Source organism: Tateyamaria sp., assembly GCF_039940735.1.
In the GTDB taxonomy this organism is placed as follows: Bacteria; Pseudomonadota; Alphaproteobacteria; order Rhodobacterales; family Rhodobacteraceae; genus Tateyamaria.
Genome location: NZ_JBDVGB010000036.1, coordinates 120353 through 137377, shown reverse-complemented (window position 1 = coordinate 137377; position 17025 = coordinate 120353). Strand labels below are relative to the sequence as shown.

Genomic DNA, 17025 nt, shown 5'->3' with positions numbered 1-17025 from the left:
GGTCTCCTTGTTTAACGCGTATGCGTCAAACGAAATGCTCCGACAAGTTCCACATGTGCGGACCAGCGAAACTGGTCCACCGGCTGCACCCATTCAAGCACATATCCAGCTTCGATTAATGTCGCAGCATCACGTGAAAACGTTTGTGGGTTGCACGATACATGGGCGATTGCAGGAATTTTTGACTTTGCCAGTTCCGCGATCTGTGCGGTGGCCCCACCGCGAGGTGGGTCAATAACGGCGGCCTGAAACTTGGCCAACTCATCTGGTAACAGTGGTCTGCGCATCAAGTCACGGCTTAGCCCGGTTACTTTTTTCAGGCCTTGCGCTTTGCGCCAACCCGCGTCCATCGCGGAAACCATGTCAGAGGCACCTTCAACCGCAAGCACTTCGGCCTTTTCCGCTAAGGGCAGCGCAAAGGTGCCGCAACCCGCAAACAGATCAACAACCGATTTTGCGTCTCCAACCACTTCTTGCACCAAAGCAGTCAGGGTGTCTTGCCCATGTTGTGTGGCTTGCAAAAACGCACCCGGCGGCGGCACAACAAAGGCTGCGCCCAAGGCTTGGACCGGTGGAATACGCATTCCGACCAGTTCGTCATCCCATGTCAGACGTGCCAACCTGTACGTTTCGCAAAGTGCCGCCAGCGAAATACGCAAAGGTCCATCCAGTGGCTTGCCCCCGGTCACGGAAACATCCAACCCTTCAATGCTTTCGGTCACTGTCACACTCAGCGCGGCTTTGCGGCTGGTTCCAGCCATCGCCAATGCTTCGGCCAAAGCGGGCACAGCGGCCAAGGCGGGCGTCACCAAAATACACTGCGGCACAGGGATCACTGCGTCGGATTTACGCGCATGAAAGCCAACCAACGCGCCCTTTTTAGTTCGACGCGCCGTAAAGGTCGCGCGCCGTCGTGACTTGTCCGGCGAGGTCAACGTAGGCCGCACATCGGTTTCAATCCCGTGCACTGCCAATGCCGTGATCACCGTATCGCGTTTGAAATTTGCAACCAAATCATCGTTGGCGTGCTGCAACTGACAACCGCCACAAGATCGGAAATGTGGACAGGGCGCCGATACCCGATCCGAGGACGGCGTTTCGATACGGATATCGATCAGGTTGTCGCCCTCAATGGTTCCGCTCACCACCTCGCCCGGCAGGGCAAGGGGAACAAAAATCGGGCCTCGTGCGACGCCGTCGCCCTGTTGGCCAAGTCGTTCAATGGTCACTGTTGTCATGCGTCCACGCCTATCTGCGTTAACTGCGCGGCAAAAGCCCTATTCCGCAGCTTCCGTGCGGATGAAGCCGCCAGATTGACGATGCCAGTAACGCGCATAAAGCCCATCTTGGGCCAAAAGCGCATCATGAGATCCTTCTTCGACGATTTGCCCGGCTTCCATAACAAGAATTCGGTCCATCTCGGTCAGGGTCGACAGACGGTGGGCGATCGCCAGCACGGTCTTGCCCTCCATCACATGCGTCAAGGCGGTTTGAATCGCGGCTTCGACTTCGCTGTCCAGCGCGCTTGTGGCTTCATCCAGCACAAGAATTGGCGCATCCTTAAGGATCGAACGTGCCAACGCAATGCGCTGGCGCTGCCCGCCAGACAGTTTCACACCCCGCTCACCCAAGTGCGCATCATATCCACGACGGCCCTTATGATCCTCAAGATCAAGGATGAAATCATGCGCCTCGGCTTTCTGTGCGGCGGCGATCATCGCATCCTCGTCAGCCCCAGGATTACCGTACATGATGTTATCGCGCGCCGAACGATTGAACATTGCGGTGTCTTGCGTGACCATCCCGATATTGTGGCGCAGACTTTCTTGCGTCACATCGCGCGTTTCTTGCCCGTCGATCAAAATACGACCGGATTCTGGCTCGTACAAACGCAACAACAACGACACGAGCGTCGTCTTACCCGCGCCGGAAGCACCGACAAGTCCGATCTTTTCCCCGGGCTGAATGGTTAGTGAAACCGACTTAATGCCACCCGTCTCGCGCCCATAGGAAAAGCAAAGTTGGTCCAAAGTGATTTCGCCACGCGGCACGTTCAACACTGTGGCAGTGTCTTTGTCTTCGACACGGGTGCGCGGAGTGAGCGTGCGCACGCCATCCTCTATTTCACCCACGTTGGAATAGATCGCCATCAACGTGAAACTGACCCACCCAGTCATCTGTGCAATGCGAATGGCAATCGCACCAGAAGCAACGATATCCCCCGGGCTGGCCAGCCCTTGTTGCCACATGACGATTGTGCCGCCCAACAATAACACCGGCAGCAAGCCAGCAATCGCCATCAATGCAAAACGAAAACCGGCGGACAAAATCCCAAATTTCACCGCATGACCGCGAAATTCAGCCATCGCGCCCAGCGCGGCTTGGTCTTCGTGATCGTCATGGGCGAACAGTTTGACTGTTTTGATGTTCGTGATCGTATCAACCACTTGGCCCGACACCATCGCTCGCGCCGCAGCACGACTAGCTGAACGTTTCCGGATGCGTGGCAGATACCAACGGATCAGCGCGAAATACAGAACCAACCAAACGGCAAAACCCAGCGCGACACGCCAATCAATCGCCAACAACAACAAGATTGAACCAACAAGCGATGCCAATGCAAAAGCAACCACGTTGATGAATTCCGACACCACATCAGTGACGGCCCGCGCTGCCTGCATCTGTTTTTGCGCAATGCGGCCCGCAAAATCATCGTCAAAAAAACTAACGGCTTGCCCCAATGTCCAGCGATGCAAGCGGGATAGAACCAGAGGATTCACGTTGGGTTGCACAATAATGGCATTGGTTGCGGCGCTTAGGCCAAACAAAGTCGGGCGCGCAATCAGAAAGAACGCCAGCGCACCGATGATCAAGCCCACATTATTGACGGCAAAGAACCCATCAGGGCCCAGCGCAACGGTCGCATCAATCACTCGACCAAGAATAAGCGCGGTTCCGGCCTCTAGTGCGCCGGCGGCGGCCGAACAAAACGCTGCCAACCAAAGCGCAGGCCAAGCACCAGACAAACACCAGCGCATGAAGGGCCACAAGTCTTGCGGTGGCGGCCCGTCAGCACGGCGAAACGAATCGATCCAGTTGGAAATTTTCACTCTGTACCCTCGGATCCGATGAACCCGCCTGACTGGCGCGCCCAGAATTCTGAATATAGGCCACCTTGTCGCAAAAGCGCGTCATGACTGCCATCTTCGACAATTTTCCCACCATCCAAAACCAAAATACGATCCATCTGTGCAATCGTGGACAAACGGTGAGCAATGGCGATCACGGTCTTGCCCTCCATCATCTTGTACAGCGTATCCTGAATTGCGGCCTCAACTTCACTATCAAGCGCGCTAGTGGCTTCGTCCAGCAACAGGATCGGCGCGTTTTTCAAAATGACTCGAGCCAAAGTGACACGTTGTCGTTGCCCCCCTGACAGTTTGACACCACGTTCGCCCACCTCTGCATCATAACCGGTCCGCCCTTCGGGATCTGCCAAATCAAGGATAAAGTCATGCGCTTGCGCCTGTTTGGCGGCTTGGATCAAGTCGGCCTCGGATGCTCTGGGACGGCCATAAAGAATATTTTCCCGCACAGAACGATGCAAAAGCGAACTGTCTTGCTGCACCATTCCGATGTTCAAACGCAGGCTGTCTTGAGTGACATGGCAAATATCCTGCCCATCAATCTCAATCCGCCCCGATTCAGGGTCATAAAATCGCAAAAGCAGCTTCACCAGTGTCGATTTTCCCGCACCAGAGCGCCCAACCAAACCGACTTTTTCACCCGGTTTGATCACAATGTTCACTCCATCTAAGCCACCGCTTTGGCGACCGTAATGATGGGTCAAATCACAAAGCGCGATCTTACCGTCTTGTATCTCAAGTGGTTTAGCATCTTTGGCATCCACCAAGGTGATGGGCTTGGCGATTGTCTCCATTCCTTCGGACACGACCCCAAGTTCTTGAAAGAACGACGTCAACGCCCACATGATCCAACCCGTCATCGCGTTTAACCGCAAAGTCAAAGCCGTCGCAGCCGCAACAACGCCAACAGTCGCGGCACCTTGTGTCCACAGCAAAATAGCCCACCCAACAAGAACCACGATCAGAAACCCGTTCAGCGCAACCAGCATGACATCCATCATGGTAAAAATGCGCATCTCTTTTTTAAACGTACGGCGGGTATGTTCGATGGCCACGCGGGCATTTTTAACCTCAAGATCGTGGTGCGCAAACATCTTAACCGAATGAATATTGGTATAGGCGTCAACCAACCGACCCGTTAACGCAGAACGCGCATCCGAAGATGCCTTGGAAGCGGGGCCAATACGTTTGACCGTCCACATGACCAGGCAAACATACAACGTAAACCAGATGGTCATCGGCGCCAGCAACCGCACATCGGCAACGCTGAGCAAGATAAAAGCGCCCAACATATAGGCCAGCGAAAACGAAATCGCATCAAAGACTTGAAACACGACTTCGCCCGCCGAACGAGGGGTCTGCATCACACGGTTGGCAATGCGCCCGGCAAAGTCATTTTCAAACCACCCAACAGATTGACGCAAGATATGTTTGTGCGCCCGCCAACGGATCAAAGTGCCAAAGTTCGGCAAGACTGTGTTGTTCAACAACATCACATCCAACATCTGCAAAAGAGGACGGACAATCAGAACAAACAAAGCAACAAGGATGATTTCAGTGCCGTAAGTGGACCAAAATTCCGGCGGTGATGTCCCTAGCAAATCAACGATACGACCCATGTAATAGATCAACCAAACTTCGATCAAAGCCACGACCAAAGACATGATGCCCGTTAGGATGAACACCTTTTTGAACGGCTGCGCATAGTCGCGCAAAAATGGCCACAGCTTAGTGGGCGGCGTGTCGGTTTCTAGGTAGTCAGAATAGGGATCAACAAGCGATTCAAAATATTTGAACATGGGGCGGTCTCTTGAAAATGTGGTGCAACATGACAGTGACGCAGGCCAAAGCCCGGTTCGTCACTTCAGACGAGTGGCGACAATGTTAGGCGTCGTACCAGATCCCGCGAAACATGTTGTTAGCCCCCTTGTTCGGCCAACACCTAACGCGAAACAGCGCAAAAGTCACGACCCAAGCAAATCGTTTTTTGACTTTGCCAAATCAGATGCCAACCAATCCTGTTTAAGCGCCTTTAGCCGATCACCCAAAGTCTTGCCTTGCAGGTTCGGCAAATCGCTGGCTTTGATCGGGAATTCGGATCGCACCCCCGTCATCACCTGCGCGATGATTCCGTGGTCAAGCGGCGTATTAGCCATAGCCCCCCGCAGCAAAACAGCACCTATTCCAGCTTGTTGACCCGCCAAATAACCGATGGCTGTGGGCGACAACATGCTTAGGCTTTGATCTTGAATTGCTTCCAGCCGCTTTTGATCTGCACGTGACAATCGCAATCGCTTTGGCGCATCAATCCCGCCCAGCGCAGCCAGTCGTGTCATCGGATCAGGCAAAGCACCAATCAATCCTTCGAGATGCACAATAGGGGCGATCAATGTCGGATCAGCCCCCGGCAAAATGCAAGACAACACACCCGTGCGCGTCATGGCAGCCAAGGCGGGCGCTGGGTCTTGCGCAGACAACAGTTTAGTCATTTCTGCACCGACCCTTTCACCTGAAAGTGTCTCTAATCCGTCCAAATTGGCCGCAATCCCAGAAAGCGCATCTGCATCCCACCCTTCCTTAGGGTTGCCGTAATAGGCATGAAACCGAAAGAAACGGAGGGTTCGAAGGAAATCTTCGCGGATACGTTCACCGGCGTCTTCGATGAAACGCACGCGACCAGCTTGCAAATCTGGCATCCCGTCCAGCGGATCAAATACCGTGCCCGTGCGATTAGCATAAAGCGCGTTCATCGTGAAATCGCGGCGACGCGCGTCGTCTTTGATATCTTTGGAAAAAGCAACGACAGCGCGGCGGCCATCGGTGGCAACGTCCCGCCGAAAGGTCGTAACTTCGAATGCAGAGCCATCCACAATCACCGTCACGGTGCCGTGCTCGATTCCAGTTGGGATGGCCCGAAACCCGGCGCTTTCAACGATGCGCGAAACGTCTTGCGGGACAGCGTCAGTTGAAATGTCGATGTCACTTGCATCGACCCCAAGAAGCGCGTTGCGCACACAACCCCCGACAAACAACGCGACATGCCCTGCTTCCTCGAGTGTTACACACAAAGCTTGCGCAGCCGGATCGTTCAGAAACGGCGTGTCGGGGTTTACGTGTTGGGCAGTGCGTCGGTCCATGTGCGCAATATACGCGCGGTCGCGCCCCAGATGTAATAGGGTCCGTACGGCACTGTGTAATAAGATCGCCGTTGCCCACGCCAACGCCGCGATTGCACAATATAGTTAGATGGATTCAGTACGTGGTCGAGCGGCACGCGAAAGACTTCGGCCACCTCTCCGACCTCGGGCACAACATCAAATTCTTGCGTAATCAGCGCGACAATCGGAGTCACCGTAAAAGCCGTAACCGTTTCATGAGGGGAAAAAGCGCCCAAAACCTCGACATCTTCAGGGGGCAATCCGATTTCCTCGCGCGCCTCACGCAGAGCAGTCGCGATCAGATCAGCATCATTTCCGTCCTGCTTTCCACCCGGAAAAGCAATTTGACCCGGATGGTGCTTTAACGCCGACGATCGTTTGGTCAGGATAAGATCATAACCAGTGTCATTCGCGATAATCGGCGCAAGAACCGCAGCGGGTCGCAAATTACGCCCTTTTGCCAAAGTCACATCTGGATTTAGATCAAAATCCGACGATTCGTCGCTGCCCCGTGCCAATGCAGCACGGGTTCGGACGATGAGATCACTCATCGTTTTTGTCTTTTGCCTCAAAGCCCACAGTTTCTGGGTCAAGGTCGTAATGCATCCCACAAAACTGGCAATCAGCCGTTACGCGGCCCTCATCCGTGGTCATCGTTTTGATGTCTCGGGCGGAATAGATCGACAGGCTTTGTCGTACCCGCTCTTCCGAACAAGTACATCCAAACTTCACTGGCTGGACATCGAAAACACGTGGAACTTCCTCGTGAAACAAGCGAAGTAACAGGTCGTTCGGTGGCACTTGTGGGCCGATCAATTCGATCTCTTCCACCGTGTCGAGCAGTATGTTCACGCGGTTCCAGTTTTCGGACGCATCGCCTTCCAACAAATCATCTGCGGCCAACAAGTCACCCGTGCCCTCACCAGATGCAGCCAATGGTGATGCTTTGGGCATGTGTTGCAACATAACGCCACCCGCGCGCCAATGTTCGGCGACACCGGGTGTTGACGATTTTCCAAAGCTCAATTGAAAGCGAGTCGGCAACTGTTCTGACTGTGCAAAATAAGCTTCGGCACAGGCAGATAGTGACCCGCCTGTCAGCGGTGTAATGCCTTGATAAGGTTTCATGCCTTGGCCTTGGTCGATCATGATTGCAAAATAGCCGTCACCGATCTGCTCGAAAGGCGCTTCATCTGTCAAACGATCTGCATCGTAGGTTGCGTAGGCTCGGATACGCGCGATATCACCTTCTTCTTGCGGGCCATAATAATCCGTCGCAATCATGCGCACAGCGCCCTTGGATTGAACCTGCAAAGACAGCTTCCACCGCAATTTAACCGTTTGACCGATCAATGCCGTCAGCAACGCCATTTCCGCTACAAGCGCTTCTACTTGCGGCGGATAATCATGCTGTTTCAGAATGCCGCCTAACACGCCATCCAAGCGTGCGACGCGTCCGCGAATATCAGCGGCATCAAGTTGGAAGGGTAGGACCGTGTCGTCCCACGCGAGTTGCGAACCGAGTGTCATGGGGTTTCCTTTGGCGCCACGTATTGGCATATCGAAGCCCTATATAGGATGAGATGGCCAAACGGAAAGAGGGCGTAGATGAACCGACGTGTTGGACACCCGCCCGAAACCGGTCGTCGATACACTTTGCGACCCGGTGCATACGCGGTTTTACCACGGCACGAGGCTGTCCTGCTGACCTGTCAAACAGACGGTGAACCAGATCTTCAATTGCCCGGCGGCGGTATTGATCCTGGCGAAAGCCCCTTGCAGGCGTTGCATCGCGAGGTTTTTGAAGAAACTGGGTGGCATATCGCACACCCACGGCGGCTCGGTGCTTTTCGCCGGTTTGTCTACATGCCAGAATATTCGATGTGGGCAGAAAAACTGTGCCACATCTATGTCGCGCGTCCAACGTTACAGATCAGCGACCCGACTGAACCTGATCACGAGGTGGTATGGATGTCACCGGATGCCGCCGCCTCCACCCTTGGTAACGACGGCGATCGTCTGTTTCTAACCCGCTATTTTGCCCGGCCTGGTCCGTGATATTCGAACAAGATACCAGAGACATCATCCGGAAAAGATTGATCGCCTGCGAACTCGCCTAGCATCCACAACAAAGTTTCGAAAAAAGCAGGGCCGGAAGTATTTTCTAGTTTACCCATCATCGTTGCAAGCCCTTCCTCCTCGAGCATATCATTTTGTCTGCCCGGACATTCTGTGACCCCATCTGATAAAAGCACCAATCGATCCCCTGGATGCAACTGCGTTTCGAACTGTGTAAAAGAAATCCCTGACATCAGACCAACGGGAAACCCACCTGTGCCTTCTTGTTCAATAGACCCGTCTTTGCGCTGCACCACCGGGTGTGGGTGGCCTGCCTGAGCCATGCACACATGGCCAGTTTCCAAGTTCACATCGGCAAGCAACAGAGTGAAATAATGCTCTGTCTCCATCTCGTCTAAGACTAGATCATTGAGGGTTTCGATGACCTGTTCAGGAGGCAAAAATTCGTAATCACCACCCTCACGCCGATAAAGCGAGACGTTTTGATCCGGCGCTGTGGCAGACAAGTATCCAGCCAAACGTGCCGTCATCAAAGCAGAACTGATACCGTGACCCGACACATCTAATGAAAACAATCCAAGGTGCCCTGAACCCGCCGGGAAAAAACCAACCAAGTCACCGCCAACGTGACCACTAGATCGCAACATGAGCGACACATCACCCGTTCCAAAAGACTTGCTACGTTCTGGAATCAAAGACTGTTGAAGTTTCTTGGCCTCTAACAGATCCTTATCAAGGGAGTCGTAAACACGTTGAAGTTCGCCCAGTGTTTCTGTGATTAGCCCATTCTTTTTGACCAACTCACGCTGCATACGCAAAATGCGTTCACCAGCTGTGATCCGAGCACGCAACTCATTGGCGTCAACGGGTTTGGTCACAAAGTCATCGGCACCTGCCTCAAGACCCATCGCAACTTCGTTCTTTTCGCTCTTGGAGGTTAGTAAAATAAAGTAACCATAGTTGTCACCGGACTGTTCTCGAAACGCGTTGCAAAACTCCAACCCGTTCATGCCCGGCATCACCCAATCGCTCAAGACCAAGTCAGGTTGCTGATCCGCCGCAATCAACAACGCCTCTTCAGCCGACCCAGCTTCGGATACTTCGAATCCCCAGCGCTTAACTGAGCTGCACAGAATTTTGCGTTGAAGACGGCTATCATCGACAACCAAGACTCGAGTCCGCACCTCCGCCTCCGGAGGAGTGACGGGGGATGTTTCCAGCTCATCCACGGGCAAAAGTGTCGCACTCATATTTTGGGTCACCCAAACTGATTTGCCTTGGTTTACGCTGCAGCACTTAATGTCGCGTGAAACAAAAAACAGAGAGTGCCTAAAGGTTTACAGATTACCTGTTGTTAACTCTGCCTATGCATCAATGCCGTTCAATATGGAGGAGGAAACGATGATCGATTGGCAACGCGTGATCAATTTGAAGAACGAAATTGGTCAAGACGATTTTGATGAAGTTGTGCCACTGTTCCTCGAGGAAGTATCTGAAATCACTAATAGATTAAAGAAAACCCCTATTCTTGATCAACTAGAAACAGATCTACATTCCCTGAAGGGCTGTGCCTTAAATCTAGGGTTTTCCGAATTTTCGATGATGTGCAGCAAGGGTGAATCCATGGCCGCAAAAGGCGAAGCGGGTTCGGTCGATCTTGCTGCAATTTTAATTAGTTTTGATAGCTCTTGCGAAGAGTTTCTCAATGGTTTGGAGCATGAAAATATATCCTAGTCTTCTCATTGGATCAGCTCATTCCCAACCAAGTAAGAACGGCACATGTTTGACTGGTTATTCGCATTCAAAAACTCGACGGAATACTTGTCTTCAACGATATCGAGCCCATCTTTGGTGATCTCTTCGATCTACGACAGCATCCAAGCACCAAACGCAGTGTGTGGCCCCGATTAAGCGGAGATATTACCGATGCGCAGTTCACGCGATTGAGCTCGAACGATATTGGGTGCGGCAAGAAGGCCGACGCTGACAACGGACAGACCAAGAAAAAGGCGAAGTGAGATTAGTTTGACGAGTGTCATGACGGCCTCCCTACGACGTTAAGCGCAGCTTGGAGAACACGCGGATTAACAAATAATAATACATATGCACTATATCATCGTTTTTCATAATCTACGCGAGACTAAGCCTGTTAGAGCCGCCCATTTTTTGATGAATCGCATACTGTTGGTTGCGGAAAGTGTTAATCGCAACCGCCACAAAGTCGCAATTTCACGCATTGTCAGGCCTGTCATCAGCATCTCGGACACATGCCTTTTTTTTGGGGGAAGGATGTTTTTGAAACTGAAAGGCACAGCATGGATTAGCATCAAAGACCTGTTGTAGCATTGACTGTTCAGGCGCAATTGTCTGCCGCCCGACGCGTTCTTTTTCAGACAAACGTTGCAAGATTCGATCATGGTCACCGCCAATCAGGCCATCGCCACCAAGCGGCATCCGATTTCACGACATCACGCAACAGAGAAATCATACTACGGTCGTGTTTTTTGGGCACGTTTTTTGCCGCAGATTCGGATAGTTGCAACAAAAGTTCGCTAAGACCGTTGTTGTGCATTGCGGTCCCAGATCGATCGCTCTCTTCTGCCTTGAGCCACGAAAATTGACGGCACCACGGCAACGTTAATACACCTAACCAGCGTAAACTTTTTAGCTGCGGAAAACAAAGGCTGCTCAGAAGGGTCAATCTTGCCCCTCTTGCGCAAAAAAGGTATCGGCTGCGAAACCTCAAGAGGAACAGATAAACATGAGCGCCCCAAAGAAAGTAGTGCTGGCCTATTCCGGTGGCCTCGACACCTCGATTATCCTGAAATGGTTGCAGACGGAATATGGTTGCGAAGTCGTCACCTTCACCGCCGATCTAGGACAAGGCGAAGAGCTTGAGCCTGCGCGCGCGAAGGCCGAGCTGATGGGAGCGTCTTCCATCTATATCGAGGACGTGCGCGAAGAATTTGTGCGTGATTTCGTTTTCCCAATGTTCCGCGCCAATGCTTTGTACGAAGGGCTTTACCTACTGGGCACGTCCATCGCGCGCCCATTGATTTCCAAACGCCTGGTCGAGATTGCAGCGCTTGAAGGTGCAGACGCCGTAGCCCACGGTGCGACTGGCAAAGGGAATGACCAAGTACGGTTTGAACTTGCCGCTTACGCGTTAAATCCTGATATCAAGGTTATTGCACCTTGGCGCGAATGGGATCTGAGCAGCCGAACCAAGCTTATCGATTTTGCTGAAAAGAACCAAATTCCAATCGCCAAAGATAAACGCGGCGAAGCGCCATTTAGTGTGGATGCCAACCTGTTGCACACCTCGTCCGAGGGCAAAGTACTAGAAGACCCCGCCGTCGACGCGCCCGATTATGTCTATCAACGCACTGTCGCTCCAGAAGATGCGCCCAACGAACCCGAATTTATCGAAATTGGTTTTGAAAAAGGTGATGCAGTTTCGATTAACGGCGAAGCGATGTCTCCGGCGACTGTATTGACCGAGCTAAACAGGCTTGGTGGAAAGCACGGCATTGGCCGCCTTGATCTGGTCGAGGGGCGGTTTGTCGGTATGAAATCGCGCGGCATCTATGAGACGCCCGGCGGGACGATCTTGATCGAGGCCCACCGTGGGATCGAACAAATCACGTTGGACCGTGGCGCCGCCCACCTCAAGGACGAGATGATGCCGCGGTATGCCGAACTGATCTATAACGGTTTCTGGTTCTCGCCCGAGCGCGAAATGTTGCAAGCCATGATCGACAAAAGCCAGGAACATGTCACCGGTACAGTGCGTCTGAAACTGTACAAAGGTCTGGCGCGTACGGTTGGGCGTTGGTCTGATCATTCGCTTTATTCCGAAGCGCACGTGACTTTTGAAGACGATGCCGGTGCCTATGATCAAAAAGACGCCGCGGGCTTCATTCAGTTAAACGCCTTGCGTCTGAAACTTTTGGCCGCACGGGATCGTCGCCTTAAATCATAATTTTCTGCGCGGCGAGCGCCTCGTAATAGGGCATCGCCGCGTCTGCCAACCTGGCATAATCGCCGTCAAGCACAGGCAGGTCCGGTTCACGCGCGCCAAATCCGGTCGAGGCATGCACAGCCCCGTACCAATGCTTTGCCCAAACGCCATCGCTGGCATGGCCACCCTTGGGCCAATGCAACATTTTTGGTGTCCACGGGATACCAATCTTGTCACAAAGCAGTTGTAATATTTCCGCAGGATTGTGACGAATGTCGCTTGAATCAACGATCAGCGGTGCCTCTGTTCGTTTCATTAATTCAGCTTGCTGCGCAAAACCTAAATCCTCAAGCAAAGGTGCTTCTCGTTTCTTGGCATAGCTTGTAACGACGCGTGCAGGGTGGCGGATCAGAAAAACGTGGCGCATTCCTTCCATCCAATGGGTTGGCCAATCTTCTTGCATATGGTGAGTCATGTGTTTTTGGTAAAAAATAGGCTCTAATATGGGTAAAGCAAGAGACTTTGCGACCACGTTAGGATCAGTTGGCTGGCTGCTTAGCACCTCATCACGCAAAGGATGATCATCACCGGTTTTCGCCAAGAATGCCGCATAAAACGGCTCATCAACCACGCGGGTGTCCCCACGCGCGGCAAAGCTGTACATTAAAGCCGTAGATAAATTGCGTGGCCCAGACCACATAGCGATACGAATTGTCATGGCAGTCAGGGTAAAGCCCAGATCACGACTGGTAAATGCAAATTCACGGATGCGCGACCTCATGGCAGTGTGAGTTGTGTCGATCAAATCGTTAGCGCAAAGTGCAAAAAAAGGAGCTTTGTCATGATCGCACGTCGGACACTGAAAACTATGTCACTCGCCCTGATGATTGGGCTGGGCTTTTTTGCACAGGCGAAAACAAGCCATGCTCAGCAGTTGGAAACTCTAACCGTCGCAGGCGGCTGTTTCTGGTGTGTGGAGGCCGATTTCGAAAAGGTCAAAGGCGTAAAAGAAGCCGTTTCCGGCTTTGCGGGCGGCACAACGGCCAACCCAACTTATAAGCAAGTGACCGGCGGAAACACCGGACACTACGAGGCCGTTCAGATCACGTTTGACCCCGCGCAGGTCCAGGTCGAAACACTTTTGTCCATGTTTTTCCGCTCTGTTGATCCAACGGACGCCGGTGGTCAATTCTGCGATCGCGGTGCCAGCTACCGCACCGCAATATTTGCAACCCCATCACAGGTAAACGCGGCAGAAGCGGCCAAAGCACAGGCGCAAGCTGATTTGGGCAAAACTGTCGTAACCCCGGTTTTGCAAGCAAACACGTTCTTTCCCGCCGACAGCTACCATCAGGATTATTACAAACAAAGCAGCGTTGTTTTCACTCGGTTTGGGCCGAAAAGCAAAGCAAAGGCCTATAAAGCGTACCGGAATGCGTGTGGGCGTGACGCGACTGTGCGTGCACTTTGGGGGTCCGCAGCACCTTTCGCGGGCAGCTAAGCCAAACGCGCGTCTTCAATATCTTTCAGGTCGGGAATAACATCGGCGGTGCCCATGCGGGTGACCATCAATGCCCCGGCCTGTGTCGCTAGGCCCAGCGCTTGAAGCATCGGCATGCCCCGATCAAGACCTGCAACCAGATAACCTGTAAACGTGTCACCCGCCCCCGTCGTGTCGATTGGACTAACCGGAATTGCGGGCAAATGTGTCTCAGTTCCTGTGGAAACGTCCAACCATTTGCAGCCGTCACCACCAAGAGTCACCACAATTGAATCGACACCAAGTTCAGTCAATTCCTGTTTCAACGCACCTACTAACTGCTCTGCCTCCACAGCGTTCAAGACAAGCAAATCCGTAAACGGCATAAGTTGTGCCACCGCATCCGGATCAAAAGGTGCAGCAGCATATACGACACGCAATCCAAGCTGTTTGGCCATTTTTGCAGCTTGCAGTTGGCCGTTGGTTTCATTCTGCATGACCAGAATATCGCCAGCTGCGGCATCCGAAAGCGCGGCACCAATCATATCATCCGTGATGGCACGGTTCGCCCCAGGAAACAGCACAATTTGGTTCTCGCCATCTTGCGCGACTGAAATATTCGCATGGCCTGTCGCCTGGTCAGCCAATAGCGAAATGTGCCGTGTATCGACGCCATATTCCAAAAGCCGCTCGACCGCCCACGTTCCATCTTGTCCGACAGCGCCAATGTGAACGACGCGCGCGGCTGCTCGGGACATCGCGACAGACATGTTTGCACCCTTACCGCCCAAGCCTTGGCTGTAATTTTTAGCGCTTAGCGTTTCCCCAGCCGTTGGCAGATGCGGCACCCGGTAAACATTGTCGATATTAATTGAACCTAAATTCCAGACCGCCATTACCCTACCTTACAGGCTGCAAGCACAGCCATATTTAGAATGTCATTTGCCGTCGAAACAGATGAACAAATCTGGATCGACCCACCGGTGCCCGCAAGAATGGGCCCGATCACCGTCGCGCCACCCATTTCCTGCATCAATTTAACCGAAATACTGGCTGAATGCCGGGCTGGTACAACCAAAATATTGGCCGGCCCAGTCAGCCGTGAAAAAGGATACGCCGCCTGCGCTTGCACGTTCAAAGCGACGTCGACGGTCATCTCTCCTTCATATTCGAAATCTACGCCGCGCTCATCCAACACACGGGCGGCTTGGTGCATTTTCTCTGCGCGTTCCGAGACAGGATATCCGAATGTCGAAAAACTGACAAAAGCCACACGCGGTTCCAGCCCCATGTTGCGCGCCACGTTCGCAGCTTGCATCGCAATGTCAGCAAGGTCTTCTTCGTCTGGCCATTCATGCACAAGCGTATCTGCGATAAATACGATCCGCCCATTTTGAACAAGCGCGGTGATTCCTGCCGCTTTACTCGTCTCGCTCGCATCAAAAACATGGTTGATGCGATCCAGAACATGGGCGGATTTCCGCGTTGCGCCCGTAACCAAACCATCGCCATGCCCATGCGCCAACATCAAAGCAGCGAACACATGGCGGTCCCTTGCGGCGAGTCTGTGTATATCTTGGCCGTCAAAACCACGTCTGTTTAGCCGATCATAAAGGTGGGCCTTATACTGACTTAGATGCGCGGTGTTGGCCGCGTTGATGACCTCTAACTCGCGGACGGCATCGGCAAGCCCAGTTTCGGTCAGCTTTGCTTTTACTTCCTCGCTGCGACCAACAACCAGCGCCTTACCAAAGCCTGAACGTTGATACATAACCGCGGCGCGCAACACACGGGGGTCATCGCCTTCGGCAAAAATCATACGCGCTTGAGCGGCGCGGGCGCGGGCGTTGATCCCTGTCAAAATGCTTGCTGTTGGATCCATGCGGGATTTTAGGCGAAGCTCATAGGCCTCCATATCCACAATGGGACGCCGCGCAACGCCGGTGTCCATGCCGGCTTTTGCGACTGCCGTCGGGATGCGATGGATCAAACGCGGATCAAAAGGCGTCGGGATGATATAATCGCGACCAAAGGTCAGTGATTTGCCATAAGCCAACGCCACTTCATCAGGCACATCTTCGCGGGCCAATGCAGCAAGCGCATGAGCGCAAGCGATCTTCATCTCGTCGTTGATGGCGCGCGCATGAATATCTAACGCACCTCGAAACAGATACGGAAACCCAAGTACGTTATTCACTTGGTTGGGATAATCACTGCGGCCAGTGGCAACGATCGCATCAATGCGAACTGCGTGGGCCTCTTCTGGGGTGATTTCGGGGTCCGGGTTCGCCATGGCGAAAATCACGGGATTGTCCGCCATGTTTTCCAGCATTTCAGGTGTCACAGCACCCTTTGCCGAAACCCCAAGAAATACATCCGCGTCTTTCATTGCGTCATCAAGACTACGCAATTCTGTCTTCACAGCGTGGGCGGATTTCCATTGGTTCATACCAGCCGTACGGCCCTGATAAATAACGCCTTTGGTATCGCAAACAATGCAGTTGTCATGACGCGCGCCCATGGATTTAAGCAGCTCGATGCAAGCAATCCCAGCAGCTCCTGCCCCGTTCAACACAATCTTTACGTCTTCGATCTTTTTGCCCGAAATGTGTAGCGCGTTGATCAAACCCGCCGCGCAAATCACCGCCGTCCCATGCTGATCGTCATGGAAAACAGGAATATCCATTTCTTCTTTCAGGCGCTGTTCGATGATAAAGCATTCGGGCGCTTTGATATCCTCAAGGTTGATGCCACCAAAGGTGGGGCCCATCAAACGCACTGCGTTACAAAACTCGTCCGGATCTTCTGTATCAAGCTCAATGTCGATCGAATTCACGTCAGCAAAGCGCTTAAACAACACTGCCTTGCCCTCCATCACTGGCTTGGATCCCAAAGCACCAAGGTTGCCCAACCCCAGCACGGCCGTCCCATTGGAAATGACCGCGACCAAGTTGCCCTTGTTGGTATAATCGTAAGCCAGTTCAGGGTTTTCTGCGATCGCTTCGCAAGGCACGGCAACACCAGGGGAATAAGCAAGACTTAGATCACGCTGCGTAGTCATGGGGACAGTGGCCGAAATTTCAAACTTACCGGGTGCCGGTTCCATGTGGAACGCCAACGCCTCTTCTGCGGTGACCTTATTTTTTGCCATGTTTGATATCCTCCCTGACTTTGCCGATGTTAGACGAGCATCAGGGATGC

The 17025-nt window shown here is 52.9% G+C and carries 15 protein-coding genes; 4 read left to right on the top strand and 11 right to left on the bottom strand.

Annotated features, from left to right (window positions below; all coding sequences use genetic code 11):
* Positions 1 to 11: 11 nt before the first annotated feature.
* From ABJF76_RS07105 to ABJF76_RS07080, 6 genes are all read right to left on the bottom strand, one after another.
* Positions 12 to 1238 carry a class I SAM-dependent RNA methyltransferase gene (locus tag ABJF76_RS07105; RefSeq protein ID WP_413818943.1) on the bottom strand — a complete coding sequence of 409 codons (1227 nt, stop codon included), beginning with the start codon at positions 1236 to 1238 and terminating at the stop codon, positions 12 to 14.
* A 39-nt stretch (positions 1239 to 1277) separates the two neighbouring features.
* Positions 1278 to 3110, bottom strand: a complete 1833-nt coding sequence (locus tag ABJF76_RS07100) for an ABC transporter ATP-binding protein (protein ID WP_413818944.1) — start codon at positions 3108 to 3110, stop codon at positions 1278 to 1280.
* Positions 3107 to 4945 (bottom strand): ABC transporter ATP-binding protein, encoded by a 1839-nt coding sequence (locus ABJF76_RS07095; protein ID WP_413818945.1) that lies wholly within the window; start codon positions 4943 to 4945, stop codon positions 3107 to 3109. Before ABJF76_RS07095 ends, ABJF76_RS07100 begins: the two co-directional genes overlap by 4 nt.
* Before the next feature lie 165 nt (positions 4946 to 5110).
* Positions 5111 to 6283, bottom strand: coding sequence for a CCA tRNA nucleotidyltransferase (locus tag ABJF76_RS07090; protein ID WP_413818946.1), 1173 nt, complete (start codon positions 6281 to 6283; stop codon positions 5111 to 5113).
* The gene (locus tag ABJF76_RS07085; protein WP_413818947.1) at positions 6256 to 6855 is read right to left on the bottom strand and encodes a CoA pyrophosphatase; all 600 of its coding nucleotides are present in this window, start codon (positions 6853 to 6855) and stop codon (positions 6256 to 6258) included. The genes ABJF76_RS07090 and ABJF76_RS07085 overlap by 28 nt, the downstream gene beginning before the upstream one ends.
* The gene (locus tag ABJF76_RS07080) at positions 6848 to 7834 is read right to left on the bottom strand and encodes an Hsp33 family molecular chaperone HslO (protein ID WP_413818948.1); all 987 of its coding nucleotides are present in this window, start codon (positions 7832 to 7834) and stop codon (positions 6848 to 6850) included. The genes ABJF76_RS07085 and ABJF76_RS07080 overlap by 8 nt, the downstream gene beginning before the upstream one ends.
* A 78-nt stretch (positions 7835 to 7912) precedes the next feature.
* Here ABJF76_RS07080 and ABJF76_RS07075 point away from each other — a divergent pair, with 78 nt between their 5' ends.
* A complete protein-coding gene (locus tag ABJF76_RS07075) occupies positions 7913 to 8362 on the top strand; it encodes an NUDIX hydrolase (protein ID WP_413818949.1) in 450 nt (149 codons plus the stop codon).
* Here ABJF76_RS07075 and ABJF76_RS07070 read toward each other — a convergent pair.
* On the bottom strand, positions 8338 to 9633 hold the full coding sequence (locus tag ABJF76_RS07070) for a PP2C family protein-serine/threonine phosphatase (RefSeq protein ID WP_413818950.1): 1296 nt from the start codon (positions 9631 to 9633) through the stop codon (positions 8338 to 8340). The two genes, ABJF76_RS07075 and ABJF76_RS07070, sit on opposite strands and share 25 nt — an antisense overlap.
* Before the next feature lie 151 nt (positions 9634 to 9784).
* On the opposite strand from ABJF76_RS07070, the gene ABJF76_RS07065 reads away from it, so the two are divergent.
* On the top strand, positions 9785 to 10117 hold the full coding sequence (locus ABJF76_RS07065) for an Hpt domain-containing protein (RefSeq protein WP_413818951.1): 333 nt from the start codon (positions 9785 to 9787) through the stop codon (positions 10115 to 10117).
* A 173-nt stretch (positions 10118 to 10290) separates the two neighbouring features.
* On the opposite strand, the gene ABJF76_RS07060 is transcribed toward ABJF76_RS07065, so the two are convergent.
* Positions 10291 to 10422, bottom strand: a complete 132-nt coding sequence (locus tag ABJF76_RS07060) for a hypothetical protein (protein WP_413818952.1) — start codon at positions 10420 to 10422, stop codon at positions 10291 to 10293.
* A gap of 722 nt (positions 10423 to 11144) precedes the next feature.
* On the opposite strand from ABJF76_RS07060, the gene ABJF76_RS07055 reads away from it, so the two are divergent.
* Positions 11145 to 12365: an argininosuccinate synthase gene (locus ABJF76_RS07055; RefSeq protein WP_413818953.1), complete on the top strand. Its 1221-nt coding sequence runs from the start codon at positions 11145 to 11147 to the stop codon at positions 12363 to 12365.
* On the opposite strand, the gene ABJF76_RS07050 is transcribed toward ABJF76_RS07055, so the two are convergent.
* Positions 12355 to 13056 carry an HAD family hydrolase gene (locus tag ABJF76_RS07050; RefSeq protein ID WP_413819243.1) on the bottom strand — a complete coding sequence of 234 codons (702 nt, stop codon included), beginning with the start codon at positions 13054 to 13056 and terminating at the stop codon, positions 12355 to 12357. The two genes, ABJF76_RS07055 and ABJF76_RS07050, sit on opposite strands and share 11 nt — an antisense overlap.
* A gap of 129 nt (positions 13057 to 13185) precedes the next feature.
* Here ABJF76_RS07050 and msrA point away from each other — a divergent pair, with 129 nt between their 5' ends.
* On the top strand, positions 13186 to 13845 hold the full coding sequence (msrA, locus tag ABJF76_RS07045; protein WP_413818954.1) for a peptide-methionine (S)-S-oxide reductase MsrA: 660 nt from the start codon (positions 13186 to 13188) through the stop codon (positions 13843 to 13845).
* Here the strand turns inward: msrA and ABJF76_RS07040 are convergent.
* Positions 13842 to 14720 (bottom strand): ribokinase, encoded by an 879-nt coding sequence (locus ABJF76_RS07040; RefSeq protein WP_413818955.1) that lies wholly within the window; start codon positions 14718 to 14720, stop codon positions 13842 to 13844. The two genes, msrA and ABJF76_RS07040, sit on opposite strands and share 4 nt — an antisense overlap.
* Complete coding sequence (locus ABJF76_RS07035) at positions 14720 to 16975, bottom strand: NADP-dependent malic enzyme (protein WP_413818956.1); 2256 nt, start codon at positions 16973 to 16975, stop codon at positions 14720 to 14722. Before ABJF76_RS07035 ends, ABJF76_RS07040 begins: the two co-directional genes overlap by 1 nt.
* Positions 16976 to 17025: the final 50 nt, after the last annotated feature.

Coding starts and splice junctions, on each gene's coding strand:
- ABJF76_RS07065 (WP_413818951.1), top strand. CDS start 9,785: ATGATCGATTGGCAACGCGTGATCAATTTGAAGAACGAAATTGGTCAA.
- ABJF76_RS07080 (WP_413818948.1), bottom strand. CDS start 7,834: ATGACACTCGGTTCGCAACTCGCGTGGGACGACACGGTCCTACCCTTC.
- ABJF76_RS07055 (WP_413818953.1), top strand. CDS start 11,145: ATGAGCGCCCCAAAGAAAGTAGTGCTGGCCTATTCCGGTGGCCTCGAC.
- ABJF76_RS07070 (WP_413818950.1), bottom strand. CDS start 9,633: ATGAGTGCGACACTTTTGCCCGTGGATGAGCTGGAAACATCCCCCGTC.
- ABJF76_RS07105 (WP_413818943.1), bottom strand. CDS start 1,238: ATGACAACAGTGACCATTGAACGACTTGGCCAACAGGGCGACGGCGTC.
- ABJF76_RS07035 (WP_413818956.1), bottom strand. CDS start 16,975: ATGGCAAAAAATAAGGTCACCGCAGAAGAGGCGTTGGCGTTCCACATG.
- ABJF76_RS07090 (WP_413818946.1), bottom strand. CDS start 6,283: ATGGACCGACGCACTGCCCAACACGTAAACCCCGACACGCCGTTTCTG.
- msrA (WP_413818954.1), top strand. CDS start 13,186: ATGATCGCACGTCGGACACTGAAAACTATGTCACTCGCCCTGATGATT.
- ABJF76_RS07095 (WP_413818945.1), bottom strand. CDS start 4,945: ATGTTCAAATATTTTGAATCGCTTGTTGATCCCTATTCTGACTACCTA.
- ABJF76_RS07075 (WP_413818949.1), top strand. CDS start 7,913: ATGAACCGACGTGTTGGACACCCGCCCGAAACCGGTCGTCGATACACT.
- ABJF76_RS07040 (WP_413818955.1), bottom strand. CDS start 14,720: ATGGCGGTCTGGAATTTAGGTTCAATTAATATCGACAATGTTTACCGG.
- ABJF76_RS07085 (WP_413818947.1), bottom strand. CDS start 6,855: ATGAGTGATCTCATCGTCCGAACCCGTGCTGCATTGGCACGGGGCAGC.
- ABJF76_RS07060 (WP_413818952.1), bottom strand. CDS start 10,422: ATGACACTCGTCAAACTAATCTCACTTCGCCTTTTTCTTGGTCTGTCC.